16 protein-coding genes are annotated in these 15733 nt (G+C 35.1%); all 16 read right to left on the reverse strand.

Annotated features, from left to right (window positions below):
* Positions 1-20: 20 nt before the first annotated feature.
* Positions 21-1043, reverse strand: coding sequence for a DNA polymerase III subunit delta (holA, locus tag JC2156_RS05975; protein WP_006845735.1), 1023 nt, complete (start codon positions 1041-1043; stop codon positions 21-23).
* The gene (locus JC2156_RS05980) at positions 1033-3195 is read right to left on the reverse strand and encodes a DNA internalization-related competence protein ComEC/Rec2 (protein ID WP_006845736.1); all 2163 of its coding nucleotides are present in this window, start codon (positions 3193-3195) and stop codon (positions 1033-1035) included. The genes holA and JC2156_RS05980 overlap by 11 nt, the downstream gene beginning before the upstream one ends.
* Before the next feature lie 140 nt (positions 3196-3335).
* Positions 3336-3893, reverse strand: coding sequence for a helix-hairpin-helix domain-containing protein (locus JC2156_RS05985; protein WP_006845737.1), 558 nt, complete (start codon positions 3891-3893; stop codon positions 3336-3338).
* Positions 3894-4120: 227 nt separating this feature from the next.
* The gene (locus JC2156_RS05990; protein ID WP_006845738.1) at positions 4121-5011 is read right to left on the reverse strand and encodes a DUF4097 family beta strand repeat-containing protein; all 891 of its coding nucleotides are present in this window, start codon (positions 5009-5011) and stop codon (positions 4121-4123) included.
* Between the two features lie 2 nt (positions 5012-5013).
* Positions 5014-5667 carry a DUF1700 domain-containing protein gene (locus JC2156_RS05995; RefSeq protein ID WP_006845739.1) on the reverse strand — a complete coding sequence of 218 codons (654 nt, stop codon included), beginning with the start codon at positions 5665-5667 and terminating at the stop codon, positions 5014-5016.
* Positions 5660-5992 (reverse strand): PadR family transcriptional regulator, encoded by a 333-nt coding sequence (locus tag JC2156_RS06000; protein WP_006845740.1) that lies wholly within the window; start codon positions 5990-5992, stop codon positions 5660-5662. Before JC2156_RS06000 ends, JC2156_RS05995 begins: the two co-directional genes overlap by 8 nt.
* A gap of 195 nt (positions 5993-6187) precedes the next feature.
* Complete coding sequence (locus tag JC2156_RS06005) at positions 6188-6481, reverse strand: DUF1292 domain-containing protein (protein ID WP_006845741.1); 294 nt, start codon at positions 6479-6481, stop codon at positions 6188-6190.
* Positions 6482-6483: 2 nt separating this feature from the next.
* Entirely contained in the window at positions 6484-6777 is a 294-nt protein-coding gene (locus tag JC2156_RS06010; protein WP_006845742.1) for a DUF1292 domain-containing protein, read from the reverse strand.
* A 34-nt stretch (positions 6778-6811) separates the two neighbouring features.
* Positions 6812-7270, reverse strand: coding sequence for a Holliday junction resolvase RuvX (gene ruvX / locus JC2156_RS06015; RefSeq protein WP_006845743.1), 459 nt, complete (start codon positions 7268-7270; stop codon positions 6812-6814).
* Positions 7267-7518, reverse strand: a complete 252-nt coding sequence (locus JC2156_RS06020; RefSeq protein WP_006845744.1) for an IreB family regulatory phosphoprotein — start codon at positions 7516-7518, stop codon at positions 7267-7269. The genes ruvX and JC2156_RS06020 overlap by 4 nt, the downstream gene beginning before the upstream one ends.
* A 65-nt stretch (positions 7519-7583) precedes the next feature.
* Positions 7584-10232: an alanine--tRNA ligase gene (alaS, locus tag JC2156_RS06025; RefSeq protein ID WP_006845745.1), complete on the reverse strand. Its 2649-nt coding sequence runs from the start codon at positions 10230-10232 to the stop codon at positions 7584-7586.
* 324 nt (positions 10233-10556) lie between these two features.
* Positions 10557-11741, reverse strand: a complete 1185-nt coding sequence (locus JC2156_RS06030; protein ID WP_006845746.1) for a multidrug effflux MFS transporter — start codon at positions 11739-11741, stop codon at positions 10557-10559.
* Positions 11742-11787: 46 nt separating this feature from the next.
* Entirely contained in the window at positions 11788-13149 is a 1362-nt protein-coding gene (gene mgtE / locus JC2156_RS06035) for a magnesium transporter (RefSeq protein ID WP_006845747.1), read from the reverse strand.
* Between the two features lie 21 nt (positions 13150-13170).
* Positions 13171-14082, reverse strand: a complete 912-nt coding sequence (locus JC2156_RS06040) for an RluA family pseudouridine synthase (RefSeq protein ID WP_006845748.1) — start codon at positions 14080-14082, stop codon at positions 13171-13173.
* Positions 14082-14894 (reverse strand): NAD kinase, encoded by an 813-nt coding sequence (locus JC2156_RS06045; protein WP_006845749.1) that lies wholly within the window; start codon positions 14892-14894, stop codon positions 14082-14084. The genes JC2156_RS06040 and JC2156_RS06045 overlap by 1 nt, the downstream gene beginning before the upstream one ends.
* Positions 14869-15528, reverse strand: a complete 660-nt coding sequence (locus JC2156_RS06050) for a GTP pyrophosphokinase (RefSeq protein WP_006845750.1) — start codon at positions 15526-15528, stop codon at positions 14869-14871. The genes JC2156_RS06045 and JC2156_RS06050 overlap by 26 nt, the downstream gene beginning before the upstream one ends.
* Positions 15529-15733 lie beyond the last annotated feature (205 nt).

Consider the following 15733-nt stretch of genomic DNA (forward strand, 5'->3'; position numbering starts at 1 on the left):
AAACTTTTCATTAGAAAGAATTAATTATTACTATGTCCGACTTTTAACATAAATAGTTCAAATAACAATTCTGGATCTCGCTGTGTGGTCTTAATTTGTTGCTCCATATGAACTAATTGTAAATATGTTTTCGCCAGTTGTTGATATTGAAAATTTTGAACCGTTTTTCGAGCTAATTTAATTCGATAAGGATGGATCCCCAAAGCCTTAGCTGTACCTTGTTCACTCATAGTAGAAGCTTTAACTTGTAAAAGTAGTCGGAAGTGACTTGTCATCGCCCCTTGCAATCGCAATGGCTCTTCTCCATTTAAAATTAGTTGATGATATAACAAAACTGCCTGATTAACTTTAAAATTGATGATTAGATCAATCAAATCAAAAACACTATCATTTAATGTTTTAGTTGCCGTTGCCTGAATCATTTTTTCACTAATTTCTTTTTCAGGTATCGCATACAAAGTTACTTTTTGTAGCTCTTGCATAATTTGCGATAAATTTAAATTAGTTATTTGAAATAACCGTTGTAACGCCCCTGCTGTAATCGTAAATCCTTGTCCCTTTAATCTAATATCAACAATTTTTTTAACATCATTTTCAGACAAATTACCAAAAGATAAATGAACGCTTTGTTCTTGTAATAATTTAGTGATCTTTTTTCTGCGATCCAACTTTTCATACGGAGCCATCAAAACCAAAGTGGTTTGTGGCTCAGGATGTTGTAAATAATCTAATAATTCCTCAGGATTATGATCCAGCTTATTTTTAACTTGTTCTCCAGTTAAGATATACGTATTATCAATTATCACGACCCGACGTTCACCAAAAAACGGCATTGATCGGGCATCATCCAACGCATTTGACAAATTTTGTTCTCTAAGATCATAAGTTGCGAAATTCATTGATCGCTCGTCTTCAGGGATCATATTAACAAATATTTGATGTGCTTGATCCATTAAATACTGATCAGTACCTTGCACCAAATACACAGGTGCAATTTTACCTGCGGCAACATCATCTTCAATTGTTTTTAAATTAACTGCCATCTAACTGCGTCCTCCACCAAAACCATTTTCTAAACCATGTATATGATACCATACCATTTTTTTGCGTATTAAACACAATAGTTGGCTCCTGATCTAACTTTTTCATGGTTTCTTCATGCGGATGATGGTAACGATTATTAACACCAGCCGAAATCAACGCATATCTTGGTTTTAATTGACGAATCCAATTTGAATGTGTACTTGTATTGGAACCATGATGTCCCAATTTTAATATCCCATTTAAAGGCAGTTGGTATCGTTCTAATATTTTTAACTCACCCATTTGATCTAAATCACCTGTTAAAATCAGCCCTAGGCTTCCACACTGTTTAAACAACGCTATAGAATCCTCGTTTTTACCGCTACCAGATTTCATAGGATGTAAAACATAAAAAGAATTTAGCAATGTTGCAGGCGCTTTGATCGTTTCAACTGATATATTTGAAGGTGCCACAAATTTTTTAAACGCTTTCGTTTTTTCCATTCCCTGTGGAATAATAATGCGTCTAATTTTAATATCACGTGCTAATTCTAATAAATTACCAATATGATCATAATCTTGATGTGTCAAAACTACTTGATCAACTTGAGTAATTCCATGAGCCCACAAATTAACTGCTAATTCCTTAGCCTGATAATTTTGCTTTGAATTTTTCCAATTAAACTTACCTCCCACGTCTACTAATGTAGTAGATTTTAAAAATGGTTCTATAATTAAAGTCGCATCCCCCTGACCAACATCAAAAAATATTACTCGGCCACATGGGTTGACGAAAACATAGCCCCAACTAATAAAATAGATTACCAATAAAATTAGAATCCATTTCACTTTATATTCTACTAAAGCGATTATTGTGATCGTTAAAATAATTATCAACCAAATATCATGAATAGCTGGAAAATTTAACATACCTGGTAAGGTATCTCCTAATTTGATCCCTATTTTAAAAATATAAATGATATAGTCACAAAAATTAGCTAACTCCATCTGCTGAAAGCAAAAAGCACCAACCCCGATTAAAATTAATGGAATAATAACCCATGTAAATAAAGGCACAGCTAATATATTTACTAATAACGCAACGGGGTGCCATTGATGTGTATAAGTTATAATTATTGGAATAATAAGTACTCCCAAACAAATGCTTTGTTTCCATGCTGGTTTATCCTGGAAAATAATTAACCCCAAAGCTAATAAATAAGACAATTGTCCCCCCATCGTCTGTAATATTCCAGGTTCAAACAATAAGCCCAAAATAGCTGTGATGCCCCAAGCATCAATTGGAGCTAACTTAATTAGATGTACCTCTGACCACAAATGCAAACTAGCTAATAAGATAGGCCGAATTAAAGAAAGTACACCTCCCGCAAATATCCATACGAAAATAAGACCAAATTGTAGCCCCAGTAAATTAAATTCAAGTGGAACTCTTAAATTACGCCCAACCTTTCGCCATAACTGGTAAAAAAGCATCACTTGAAAACCCGAAATACTAAATAAATGAACTAACCCCAATTTCTGAATCCCAGGGTTATCATCAAAAAAGTTTTTCCGAGTATATCCTAACAATAATGTTTCGCTGTAATCTCTAAGCGATGATGGTAGTTTTTCAAACCAGCATACTAAATATAAATGTAATTTTTCGATTTGATTAACCAGCCATGATATCCCTGTTAATTTTGTTCTTTGAATCAGTTTTATTTTTGTAAAATTAAAAACATAATTAATATTTCTCTGTTTTAAGTACTGTGCATAATCAAAACCAAATTGATTTCTTTTAGTTTGTGCCTTAAGCAATTTTCCAGAACCTGTTATTGAAATTTTATCCTGATTTTGTGGGGTTAACTTCGAATAATCCAAATCTTTTTGTTGCCAAGCAACGATAATGCTTCGACCATTTAATTCACCGAAACCACGCCAACCATATTCCGTCTGTTGAATTTTATTTGGATGAATTTGAATTGTTACTTGTTTTTTATTCAATTCAATTCTATTTTCCAATTTATGCCTTTGCCATCCACCAATAAAACATATTATGATACAGATCAAAATTGCTAAAAGCCAATCAAAACAATTTCGATGTTGCCGAATTAAAATAAAAATACACCAAATTTCAGGAATTAATAATGACCAATGCTGCCAAAAAAACATTCCATGCAAACAAATAATAATTAAGCTCAAATTAAACCAATACCCGGTCTGCTTCAAATGTAAAGTCGTTCTGATAATTTCATGTATGTTTTTTCACCAATTCCTGAAATTTCTTGCAGTTCCTTTAAATTTTTAAATCCTTATTTTTTATCCCGATAGGCTATAATTTCAGCTGCGCGTTTTGGACCTATGCCCGGTATTTGTTCTAGGTCGGATATACCTGCATGATTCAAATCAATTTTATCCGGTGTTGATTCATTATTATCATTTACCTTCATCTGATCCATTCCCGGTAAAGGATATTCTGATGGTATAGCTTCTTGACCTTCAGGGACATAAATAACTTGACCATCTTGCACTTTTGCAGCTAGATTAATGCGCCTCTGATCAACCTTTCCATTACATCCCCCTGCACGATCTAAAACTGTTTGAACCAGTGGAGGCTGTTTAAAATAATAAACCCCCGGATGATATACTGCACCTTTAACATCAACAACCCATTGTTTTTCATGATGCGCCCCATTTGAAGGGTTCATCGTTTTTAATTTTACTGAACTATTATCCTCTTTTATCTGAAACGGAGCATTTTTAGAAATATCACGCTGATCATAGAAATAAAGCATTCCTAAAAGGGATATAAGAATAATTACACCAAGTCCAAAATACATTCGATAGCGTTGTATGAAATATCTAATCATAAACTCTCAGCCCCCTATATCCAAAAAGAATCCAACATTTTAAAAATGTGTCATTTACGCTTAAATTTAAAATAAATTATTTAACCCTATAAGACTAACCTTATCCAAATAAAAAGAATTAATATAATTATTTACGTTGATATCACTATCTTTAAATTTTTATCACACAAAAAAAGGCTGGGTAAAATCATCCCAGCCTTTTTGAATAATTGAAAAGTTCAATCATATTAATAATTATCCGAATATTCTCGAACTTCATCCTTAGCCACGCGAATTGATCCGTAAACATTATGAACCGTTAATTTATTATTTTCATCATTACCAATTGTGCTCTTCTCAAGAACATCATCTCCATGATGTTCTTTTTGAGTAATAGCATTATCGTAATCAATGGTTAAATCCCCATTTTCGACTTCCAATTGAGTTTGTAAATTATCATTTAACTTAGAAAGGACGATTGATGAATCGCGAACCCAAATTTTATTTTCTCCCGTAAATTTCGTATTAACGGTCCGAAGCGCTCCTTCATCATTGCGCAAATCAATATTATTAAATTCGCCATCTATTAACCGGATTCCACCATCACTATTCGTCACTGTGCTTTGATTAAAGTTAACGTTGTTCAAAATAATTCCAGCATTTTCATTTTGAATTTGAACTTTTTCATCAACCTTTAAGTGATTGATTGTTAAAGCGCCATCACTCATCATAACCTTTAATTCACTTAATGGATAATCTTTTGGCACAGTTAAAGTAATATAAGAATTTTCGTGGTTAAATCCTATCCCCGCAAACTCAAAACGGCTTGAAATAATTGACATTTTATCATTATTTTGATCAACCGTTAATTTTTGTTGATCAGGTAATTTTGTCTCTAATTTAAATTTATTCCCACGTTTAATTTCAACATCTGCGCCTTGAACTTGTAAATTAAGCTTTTTAAAATCATTAATTTGATAATCACTTCTTTTTTGATATTTTACAATTTTAAAACCATGATTATAGTTCACATTATCTAACTTTTGATGATTACCATACCAACCGATAAATCCTATGATAACTCCAATAACCGTAGCAATAAGACCAACAATAAGGACTGTTCGTAATTTTTTATGCATTTTTACGCTCCTTTCCGATTTAATTCAGGACGGCGCTTCAAAGTCATACCTGCAATCCATTTAATAATACGATAACCGATCCAACCGATTCCATAAACAATCCAAATAACTACTGGAATACTGATCACAACTAATCCCAATGCGGCAATTCCTGCTCCAATTAAAATCAAAGCCATCATTAAACCTTGTGACATTACACCAAAACCAGCGGAAATCATAAAGCCACCCGCAATAGCAGCTCCAATTAACAATCCAGCTAAGGCAAATATAATACCAATCACAGTAATGATTACAGCTACAAAAGCAAAAATCAGAACTAATGCCACTGGAATCAAAATTGGTGAAGCCAATACCCCCAACAAGATTAACCAAGCTGCATTCCAAGGGTTTTTCTGTTCTTTTTGATTACGTCGATTTCTGGGACGAGATTCTTCAGTATCTTCGTCATTTTCCATCCACCCCATCGCATAATTTGCATTAATTTGACGCGCTAAATTTTTTGGACTACTAAATTCTTTATAAATTTCATCAATTGTCATACCAGAATCTAGAAATAATTCTTCATAATATCGATACGTATCACTACGTTCTCCATCTGGCATTGGTGCTAGATAACGATCAAAAGTTGCTAAATATTCTTCAATTTCACTATGCATCCGTTCCACCTCCGTTTTCTGTTGATAGTAATAATGTGTCAACAGCGCTACTAAAATCACGCCAAGTTTCCTTAATATTTTGTAAACTTTCTTTACCAGTCTTTGTGATTTGGTAATAACGTCGATTTCGTCCTTCAAAAGGTTCATCATAAGTCGTTAACATTTGATCTTTTTGTAAGCGACGCAAAACTGGATACATTGTTGATTCACTAACATTTAGATATTGCTGTACTTGCTTGGTAATTGCATAGCCATATAGATCTTGTTCATCTAATAAAGCCAAAACTGTTCCATCAAGGATCACAGTAGGTACTTTAATATTCATATCGACTTCCTTTCTTTATTATACTTCATATAGTATGACCTTGATTTAATAGTATACGACATATAGTATATAGTCAACTTATTTTTTAGATATTTTATAGAAATATTTTGATTTATATTGTTACAAAAAAAGCCCAATATTGAAGGTAACAGAGAGATAATTAAATCTTTCCACGTTCAGCATTGAGCTTTTATATTAATTATTAATTTGTGGATCTTCAAAGAAAGTATTGATCATTTCAGTAACCATATCCCACTCTTCTTCAGACTCAATTGGTAACAAAGCATCCTCATTAGCGGTTTGATCTTTATCAGGTGCATAAACATATGCTTGAATTTCAGCTTCACCATCTAAGTTATTCACATCACCATAATATAAAACGATATATGTTTTATTAAAGTTAGTACTTTCCGTAAAACGAAAAAGTTCGTGAAACTCAAATTCACCAGAGGCATCTTCAAAAATGAAAACTTGGTTGTCGTCGTTCATTTTTATTCCTCATCCTCATTCTCTTCAAGCCATTGATTCAAACGATCTTCAACCATAGCCCACTCTTCTTCATCTTCAATTTGATCTAAAGTTCCTTCAGCAGTCACTTCTGTATCAGCAATATCAGAACTAAATGCTTGGATATCAACTTCATCCTCATCTTCAGTTCCAGCTGAAATCACATAAATATAACGCTTATTGTACTTTTCAGTTTCATCAAAGGCAAAAAGAATATCAAATAATTCTTCATTACCGTTTTCATCAATTAAAGTAATCACATCTTGTTCTTCGTTCATTATCTTTCCTCCATTTATATAGAAGCTTAAGCTGCTAATCAAAAGTCATTTTAGTCCCACTCACATTTACAAGCGGTCCTTTTCGGTCAAGGTAATTTTGCAAAATTAAAGATGCAGCAAGTTTATCAATAACTTGTTTTCGCTTAACTCGTGATGTATCGGCTTCTTCAATTAACATCCGTTCTGCCTCGACAGTTGTTAAACGTTCATCTTGAAAATCAATTGGTAAATGAAAAGTATCTTCCAATAACTTTCCATATGCTTGAGCTGCTTCTGCCCGTGGCCCTATACTGTTATTCATATTTTTAGGCAAACCCAATAAAAATCCAGTTGGCTTATGCTTTAAAACTAATTCCTTCATCCGCTCAATTCCGAATTCTTCTTCATCTTCATTAATTCGAATAATTTCAAGTCCTTGCGCCGTCCAACCCATTGGATCGGAAACTGCAACTCCAACTGTTTTAGAACCAACATCTAATCCAAATATACTCATTTATTTAAATATTCCTTCACCAAAACTTCAATAATTTCATCCCGTTCATAGCGACGAATTAAATTACGAGCGTCATGATTACGGGGAATATAAGCCGGATCACCCGAAGTGATATATCCCACGATCTGATTAATTGGATTATAACCCTTTTCTTCCAACGCTGAATATACAATCTCCAACGTTTGTTGAATATCTAATTTCTTAGGTTCATTAAATTCAAATACTGTTGTTTTATCATTTACAACCATCGAGGGCCTCCCTTCTAAAAACAATCACTAACCATTAATATCATTTAATGTAATTGTACACTAAATTATTTATTTGTCAGCCAGTTTTCTGCTTCAGTAAACGCATCAGGAATTCCAGCTGGATTCTTACCACCAGCCTGAGCCATGTCAGGACGTCCGCCACCGCCACCACCAATAGATGGGGCAATTGCCTTAATCAAATCACCGGCTTTAATTCCTTGCTTAACTGCATCAGGTGCGACTGCAACTAACAAATTAACTTTCTCTCCAAGATTAGCTGCCAAAATCAAGACATCAGACGGTGTGCTTTGTTTCCAACTATCCGCCGTCTCACGCAACACATCCATAGATTCAACTTCCATTTCAGTTGTAATAATTGTCCATTTACCAATGTTTTTAACTGCACTAAAAGCATTTTCAGCCGCTTGATTAGCTAAACGTTTCTCCAATGAATTAACTTGACGTTGTGCTTCCTTCAAACCATTTTGTAAGGCCGAAATCTTATCATTTAGCTCATTGAAAGTTGGTGCCTTAACTTGAGCTGCAGCTTGTTGCAAAATAGCATCATGTTCTTTCACGTAATTCATTACACCTTGACCAGTTACAGCTACAATCCGTCGAATTCCAGCACCTGTTCCAGATTCACTGATAATCTTAAACATACCTAACTCTGCCGTTGAATTTGCATGAGTTCCTCCATCAAATTCAGCATTAAAATCACCAATTGAAACAACTCGGACCAAATCACCATACTTTTCAGTAAATACAGCTACAGCACCTAACTTTTTAGCTGACTCTATATCAGTTTCAACCCAAGAAATAGGCAAATTTTCCAAAATCTTTTGGTTAATTAGATCTTCAATTTCCTGTAACTTTTCATTTGAAACAGCCCCATTATAAGTGAAATCATAACGTAATTCATCAGCCGTTACCAATGATCCAGCCTGAGTTGCATGTTCACCTAGCAAATTACGTAATGCTTGGTCCAACATATGTGTAGCAGTATGATTCTTTGAAACGGCTACATGATAAGCATGATCTACTTGTAACTGATATTTAGCACCAGTTTGCAATGGTCCAGTAACTTCTAAAGTATGCAGATGTTGTCCATTTGGAGCAGTTTGTACGTCTGAAACAGTCGCTACAACTTCACCAGCCATATTAGTGATAGTTCCACGATCAGCAACTTGACCTCCCATTTCAGCATAGAAAGGGGTTAAATCAAAGATTGCTTGAACTTGACCTTGATCAATTGCTTCAACTAAGTGATCGTCTTGAATCAAGTCTTCCAAGACTGCTTGGTCAACTTGTTCTTCTGACCAACCAACATATTTTGAAGTAGTTTTTAAATTAGTCAAAAGTTCATTTTGAACACCCATTGAAGCTTGATTGCTTCGCGCAGCACGTGCTCGATCTTTTTGAGCTTGCATCGCTTGATCAAATCCGTCTCGATCAACTTTCAAACCAGCATCTAGCGCTGATTCTTCTGTTAGTTCGAATGGGAATCCATAAGTATCATACAACTTAAAGGCTACAGCACCGCTTATAATCCCATTATCTGCTTTAGATGATTCAATGACTTCATCCAACAAAGATAATCCATCGGCTAAGGTCTTACCAAAACGTACCTCTTCTGCATCAACAATAGAAGCAATATATTCTGAGTTAGATAATACTTCTGGGTAGTAAGACTTCATAATCTCACCCACAACTGGTACTAATTGACTTAAGAAATTAGTGTTAATCCCTAACTTACGTCCATGTAAAACAGCACGTCTCAACAAACGACGAATAATGTAGCCACGACCCTCATTAGATGGCAAAGCGCCATCTCCAATCGCAAAGGTTACGGCTCTAGCATGGTCAGCAATCACCTTGAACGAAATGTCTTTTTCTGCATCATTTCCATATTTATATTGTGGTGCTAATTTTTCAGTCATTTGAATCAATGGTAAGAACAAATCAGTTTCAAAATTAGTCTCTGCATGTTGGAAAATTGAAACAACTCGTTCAAGTCCCATACCAGTATCAATATTTTTATGTGGCAACTCTGGATAATCGGCATTATTAGTTAAGCCTGGCAAATGATTATATTGCGAAAAGACGATATTCCAAATTTCTAAATAACGTTCATTTTCACCACCAGGATAATTTTCAGCAGGCTCTGCTGCATCAAATTCTGCACCACGGTCATAGAAAATCTCAGTATCCGGACCAGAAGGTCCTTCACCAATGTCCCAGAAATTATCTGGTTCTTCATAAAGATGATCTGATGCAATACCAACTTTTTCAAGCCAAATATTTTTAGCTTCGGTATCATTAGGATAAACGGTTACGTATAATTTTTCAGCATCAAAATCAAACCATTCCGGACTAGTTAACAACTCCCATGCCCAAGGAATCACTTCTGGTTTAAAGTAATCACCAATAGAAAAATTACCCATCATTTCAAACAATGTATGGTGACGGGCTGTATGTCCAACATTTTCAATATCATTAGTTCGAATAGACTTTTGAGCATTCGTAATTCGGTGGTTATCTGGAATAACTGATCCATCAAAATATTTTTTAAGTGTTGCAACCCCTGAATTAATCCATAGAAGCGTAGGATCATCCTTTGGGATTAACGGTTGTGATGGTTCAATACTGTGTCCTTTACTTTCAAAAAAACGTAAGAACATTGATCGAACTTCTGCTGATGATAATTCTTTCATGTTTACTCTTTCCTCACCTATAATTTAATAATTAATGTTATGTAAACCTAACTAGATTTTAAAAGGCAGACCGCCTCACTACAAACTAAGGACGACTAACACGCGGTACCACCTTAGTTGCAATGAGACAATCTGCCTACATTACCACTCTAATCCTTTTAACGAAGGGATCCGGTTTATTTTCATAAACATTAATTAGGTAGCAACTTCTATCAGACTGTGTTATTTTCACCAAACATAACATCTCTACTTGCTCAAATCTACATAGAATTATTCCTGACTAAATTATATCATATTGTTTCTAGATTGCTCATTGCAAAGTGATTACATTTTTAACCGAGGGACCCGTAAATATAAAATAAACGCCCCCCACTGAACTAAGCAAATCAAAATAGCTAACGCCACATATGAGTCTGTTCCGAAAACCCCGACTAGAGGTGACATTAATCCCCCAATAGCATAGCGAGCCATCCCCAAGAGTGCAGAGGCACTACCTGCTTGGGCTTGTTTGCCACGCATAGCCAAAGCCGTTGCCATTCCTTGCACCCCGCCAATTGCCGATGTGATGATAAAGAAAGCAATTAAAATTAACCATAAATCATTAGCAAAAAATAAACTACCAGCTAATAATAAACCACCAAAAATACCATAAATAATAAATCCACCAAGAATTAAATGTTCCCCATATTTTCGTGCAAAAAAGCCTGCAAAGGAAGTGGCAATGGTAATTCCTATCCCATTAATTGCATAAACTACTCCAAACATCGGAATGCTTAGCTGAAAAATATTTTCTAACACAAATGATGAACCCGCAATATATGCAAACAAAGACGCCATCATTAAAGCTTGTATCAATAAGTACAGTGTAAAATTTTTATCATGTATTAATTCTTTATAGTTAACTGTATTACCACCTACTTGACTAATATTTTCTTTTGGTTTTCTAGTTTCAGGCAATCCCCATTTAACCCCAATCCATAAACAAAAGCCCATAACTGCCATAATTACAAAGGTCATCTGCCAATCAGCAGCCATTACAACTAATCCACCTATAATCGGTGCTAAAACTGGAAAAACCCCATTAATCGCTTGATTAATGGCAATATTTTTGGTTAATTCTTTTCCATCAAAACAATCTGTAATAATGGCTAAAGATAAGACAATTCCTACCGATCCAGATAATCCTTGAAAAAATCGTAGAACAATCATAAACCAAATATTATTAATATCGATCATTAATAGTGAAGTAATCCCAAATACTAAAGTTCCTACGAGTAATGGTACTCGACGTCCAATTCGATCAGACCAAGGCCCAATAAATAATTGACCCACTCCTAACCCCACTAACGAGGTAGTAATCGTCATTTGTGCTAATGATGCGGTCGTATGTAAATCTTTTTGCAAAGCTGGTAATCCTGGCAGATAAAAATCCATTGAAAACACAGCAAACGCACTTAAAACTCCCAAAAGGATAATTTGAAATTTATTTAATCTATCTAAACCATGCATGCTCTCTTTTGACCTCTCTTCATCCTTTTTTATCGATCAGTTATTTTCAAACCCAAACATTCAAAATCCAACTTGCAATATTAAAATAAATAATAACTGAGGTTAGGTCACTCAAAGTAGAAATAAATGGTCCTGAAGCTACCGCAGGGTCAATTTTTAAACTTTCCATCAACAAAGGTACAAAGGCTCCAGCTAAATTTGCCACCGTAATCGCCCCAGCCATAGCCAAACCAACGGCTAGACCTAATAAAAAATTAGCCTTCCAAATCCAAACCACTAATAAAATCGTACCGCCGGTAATCAGACCGATCGATAATCCAATTAATAATTCAGTTAAAAACATGATCAAAGTACCCTTTTTTTCTTTTAGGGTAATTCGACGAATTGAAACAGCCAAGGCTTGTGTTCCTGCATTTCCTGCAGTTCCAGTAATTAAACTAATAAAAACGGCTAAGACTGACATTTGTTGCACTAATTGGTCATAGTGATTAATAATAGAGGCTGTCCCAAGTCCCAAAAACACCAAAACAATTAACCATGGTAATCGTTTAAAAATGGATTGAAAAGGTGATTCCTCTAGATCTAAATTATGAACTCCCGCAAAGCGCTCATAATCCTCTGCACTTTCAGCTTCAATAACATCCAAAATATCATCGATCATAATGATCCCCAACATCTTGTTTTGTTCATTAACTACGGGAATCGCCACTAAGTCATAATCTGCCATTAAACGAGCCACAATTTCTTGATCATCACCTGGTTGAACTGTCACCAATGATTGAGTCATAACATCTTGGACTTTTTCGTGATCTGGATGAACAATCAGACTTCGTAAAGAAATTACTCCGATCAATTTTTCTTGCTCAACAACATAAATATAAGAAATTTGTTCTGATTCTTCAGCAAATTGCTTCACTAAGCTTAACGCTTCACCAATCGATGCTTGAGAACTGATGCCAACGTATTCAGGAGTCATCAAAGACCCTGCCGTTTGGTCCGCATATCCTAACAAATTTCGAATTTCTTTTGCATCTGTATCAGATAGCTGCTTCAAATAATGCTCCTGTTGTGCTTCAGGCATTTCATCCAAAACATCCACCGCATTATCGACATACATTTCGTTCAAGACATCCGCAGCATACCGTGGCGTCATTTCTGACAATAATTGATCCTCTTCGACCACTTCTGGTTCGATCAGGTCAAAAACATCTGCCAATTCCATTGGATCAATCCATTCGATTAATTGATGCCGCAATTGAGGTGGTAAAGCTTGATAGATTTGAGCTTGATCATAATTATGCAAATCAAAAAAACACAATTTAAAATCATCTTGTGCTCCATGTTTAAGATCCCTTACAATCCGTTTATAAATTGGGATAATTTCACTTCGTAATTCATCATTAACCATTGATTAATCCCCTCACATTAATTAATCATCAATGAGTTCTGGTAAAAAACCATCCATGACTTTTTTCATATCTTCTGGTACTGGGGCCGTAAAATGGCGATCAATTTGGGCAAAAGGATCAAACCATTGAATCCAATAAGCATGTAACATTTGACGAGTTGCCCCTCGATCTAATGGGCCTCCGTAAATTTCATCTCCTACAAGAGGATGACCAATCGATTTAAAATGAACACGAATTTGATGGGTTCTTCCAGTATGTAATTGAACACGGACTAAGGTTTGATTACCAAATCGCTTTAAGACCCAATATTCTGTTTGAGATGCTCTACCATCTGATCGAACCTCACGTCGTATAAAATCATCATCCATTCGACCAATTGGTGCATCAATCATACCGTAGTCCTGATCCAAGTCACCATCCACCAATGCTAAGTAACGTTTATCAACCGAATGACTTTTTAAATCCTTATCTAATAATCCATGTGCGAAACGATGTTTTGCCAATAAGGCCACACCAGACGTGAATCGATCTAATCTAGTAACCACATGTGGTACTAAGTCGGCCGCATTTTCACGTTGTAAATGTCCTTTAACACGATTAACCATCGTATTCTCACGATCAGCCTTGCCTGGTACAGATGTAACGCCCGCTTCTTTATTTACAACTAAATAATTATCATCTTCAAATAATATTTCAATTGATTGATTTGAAAAAGGCAATAAATCATTACTAACTTCCGGCGGCATAATAACCGTCACCCTTTGATCCATTTTAACTAAGTCCACCGTTTTAACTGGTCGACCATTTAAAAGAATGCGACCGCCACCACGTTTAATAATACTAAACATTCGATGAGAAACTCCGCGTTCAGCCAAAAAATTCTTAATTTTGATACTGCCTTCATCTAATTTAACCCAGCTAAACGTTGCCATTAATCTACTACCTCATCCCCAATAAAACTATTTCTTACTCTACGCCAAAAAGGTGTATGTCTATAACTAGCAAATGAAACTTGTTCATGGGCAACTCTAAATTCAACCCATGCAATTTGGTCAGTTGTTTCGTTTAAATGATCATGACTTAAAATTATTTCATTATCAGCTTTCAACGGTACAACTCGAATTACTTCTTTTGGCCCCACGACCAAAGGAGAACCAAGTGTCCTAAATACCTGATTATTAATTGAAGCAATTTCGGATAATTGAATACTAGCTAAACTAGGATTCATAACAGCTCCACCAATTGCTTTATTATAAGCTGTTGATCCCGTTGGTGTGGCAGCCGTTAAACCATCACCACGAAAACGTTCAAACAATTCACCATCAATTAAAACATCGGCCGCTAAAGTACCCGAAATCTGTTTTAAGGCCGCTTCATTCATTGAAAGAACTCGTTTTTGCGAACCATCTGAATATTGAACAATCGATTCTAATAATGGATATTTAATGGTTTGCGGTTGTAATTGCAGTAAAGAATCAACTAATTCGTCCAATTCAAATTCTTGCCAATCTGCATAAAATCCAAGATGACCCGTATGAACACCCACAAAACGAACTTGATCAATTTGATCTAAATATTTTTGAAATGCTGATAATAAAGTTCCATCGCCCCCGATACTAATCACTACTTCAGGATTAATCTCATCAAATGTAAAACGATGCTTATGTTCTGACAATAAGATTTTAAGATTATCACTTACCTTTTGCGAGCGAGCACTTTTATTCTGATAGATCGAAATTCTCATCGCTTAATGTTTCTCTTTTCGTATGATTTCTTAATGCCTGTTGTGAATCACTAATTTCTTGGTGCATCTCTTGGAACAATTCATCAACCTTGAAAGTTAATTCTGCGACTTCACGTAACTTACCCTCCATATCTTCAGGGTATTCACCTTCATATTTATAATTAATTGCATGTTCAATTGTTGCCCAAACATTCATTTGCATCGTTCGAATCTGAATTTCAACTAAAATTTTACGTTCACCATCAATGGTTTCTAGTGGATACTCCACCACAATATGATATGAGCGATAACCTGAAGGCTTAGAATTAGTGACATAGTCACGTTCTTCCAATACCACCATATCATTTCTATCACGAATTAAATCAACCACCGTATAAATATCATTGGTAAATTGAGTCATGATTCGAATTCCGGCTAGGTCCTGCATATCTTGTTCAAGACGTTCCTCGTCGACATGCCGACGAACTAGTTTTTCTTGGATTGCATCAACACTTTTTACCCGACCTGTCACAAATTCAATCGGTGTTTCTGCGCCCTTAATAATATATTCTTCCCGTAATGCTTTAAATTTAACTTTAAGTTCCGCTACGGCTTGTTCATATGGCCGTAAAAACTTTTCCCAATTATTAATCATCTTCTAACCTTTCTTCGACCATCATGGACACTAAGCCTGACCCTTGCCAGCACTGCATTGCCTACACGTTTTTTCATGGACGCTGGTTTCATTATACTAAAAATTAACGATTTATCCCATCAATTACGACAAAATAACCTCTCATTTACTTTCTTTTTCAAAATCACAATTAATTTAACCTTTATATAAATTAATCCCTAATTCA

Source organism: Weissella koreensis KCTC 3621 (assembly GCF_000277645.1).

Bases quoted from the DNA above. Each gene is read 5' to 3' on its own strand.
- JC2156_RS05990 (WP_006845738.1), bottom strand. From the start codon at position 5,011: ATGCATAAAAAATTACGAACAGTCCTTATTGTTGGTCTTATTGCTACG.
- JC2156_RS06010 (WP_006845742.1), bottom strand. From the start codon at position 6,777: ATGAACGAAGAACAAGATGTGATTACTTTAATTGATGAAAACGGTAAT.
- JC2156_RS06050 (WP_006845750.1), bottom strand. From the start codon at position 15,528: ATGATTAATAATTGGGAAAAGTTTTTACGGCCATATGAACAAGCCGTA.
- JC2156_RS05995 (WP_006845739.1), bottom strand. From the start codon at position 5,667: ATGCATAGTGAAATTGAAGAATATTTAGCAACTTTTGATCGTTATCTA.
- ruvX (WP_006845743.1), bottom strand. From the start codon at position 7,270: ATGAGTATATTTGGATTAGATGTTGGTTCTAAAACAGTTGGAGTTGCA.
- JC2156_RS06045 (WP_006845749.1), bottom strand. From the start codon at position 14,894: ATGAGAATTTCGATCTATCAGAATAAAAGTGCTCGCTCGCAAAAGGTA.
- JC2156_RS06030 (WP_006845746.1), bottom strand. From the start codon at position 11,741: ATGCATGGTTTAGATAGATTAAATAAATTTCAAATTATCCTTTTGGGA.
- JC2156_RS06000 (WP_006845740.1), bottom strand. From the start codon at position 5,992: ATGAATATTAAAGTACCTACTGTGATCCTTGATGGAACAGTTTTGGCT.
- JC2156_RS05980 (WP_006845736.1), bottom strand. From the start codon at position 3,195: ATGTTTTTTTGGCAGCATTGGTCATTATTAATTCCTGAAATTTGGTGT.
- JC2156_RS06005 (WP_006845741.1), bottom strand. From the start codon at position 6,481: ATGAACGACGACAACCAAGTTTTCATTTTTGAAGATGCCTCTGGTGAA.
- alaS (WP_006845745.1), bottom strand. From the start codon at position 10,232: ATGAAAGAATTATCATCAGCAGAAGTTCGATCAATGTTCTTACGTTTT.
- holA (WP_006845735.1), bottom strand. From the start codon at position 1,043: ATGGCAGTTAATTTAAAAACAATTGAAGATGATGTTGCCGCAGGTAAA.
- JC2156_RS06040 (WP_006845748.1), bottom strand. From the start codon at position 14,082: ATGGCAACGTTTAGCTGGGTTAAATTAGATGAAGGCAGTATCAAAATT.
- JC2156_RS06020 (WP_006845744.1), bottom strand. From the start codon at position 7,518: ATGGTTGTAAATGATAAAACAACAGTATTTGAATTTAATGAACCTAAG.
- JC2156_RS05985 (WP_006845737.1), bottom strand. From the start codon at position 3,893: ATGATTAGATATTTCATACAACGCTATCGAATGTATTTTGGACTTGGT.
- mgtE (WP_006845747.1), bottom strand. From the start codon at position 13,149: ATGGTTAATGATGAATTACGAAGTGAAATTATCCCAATTTATAAACGG.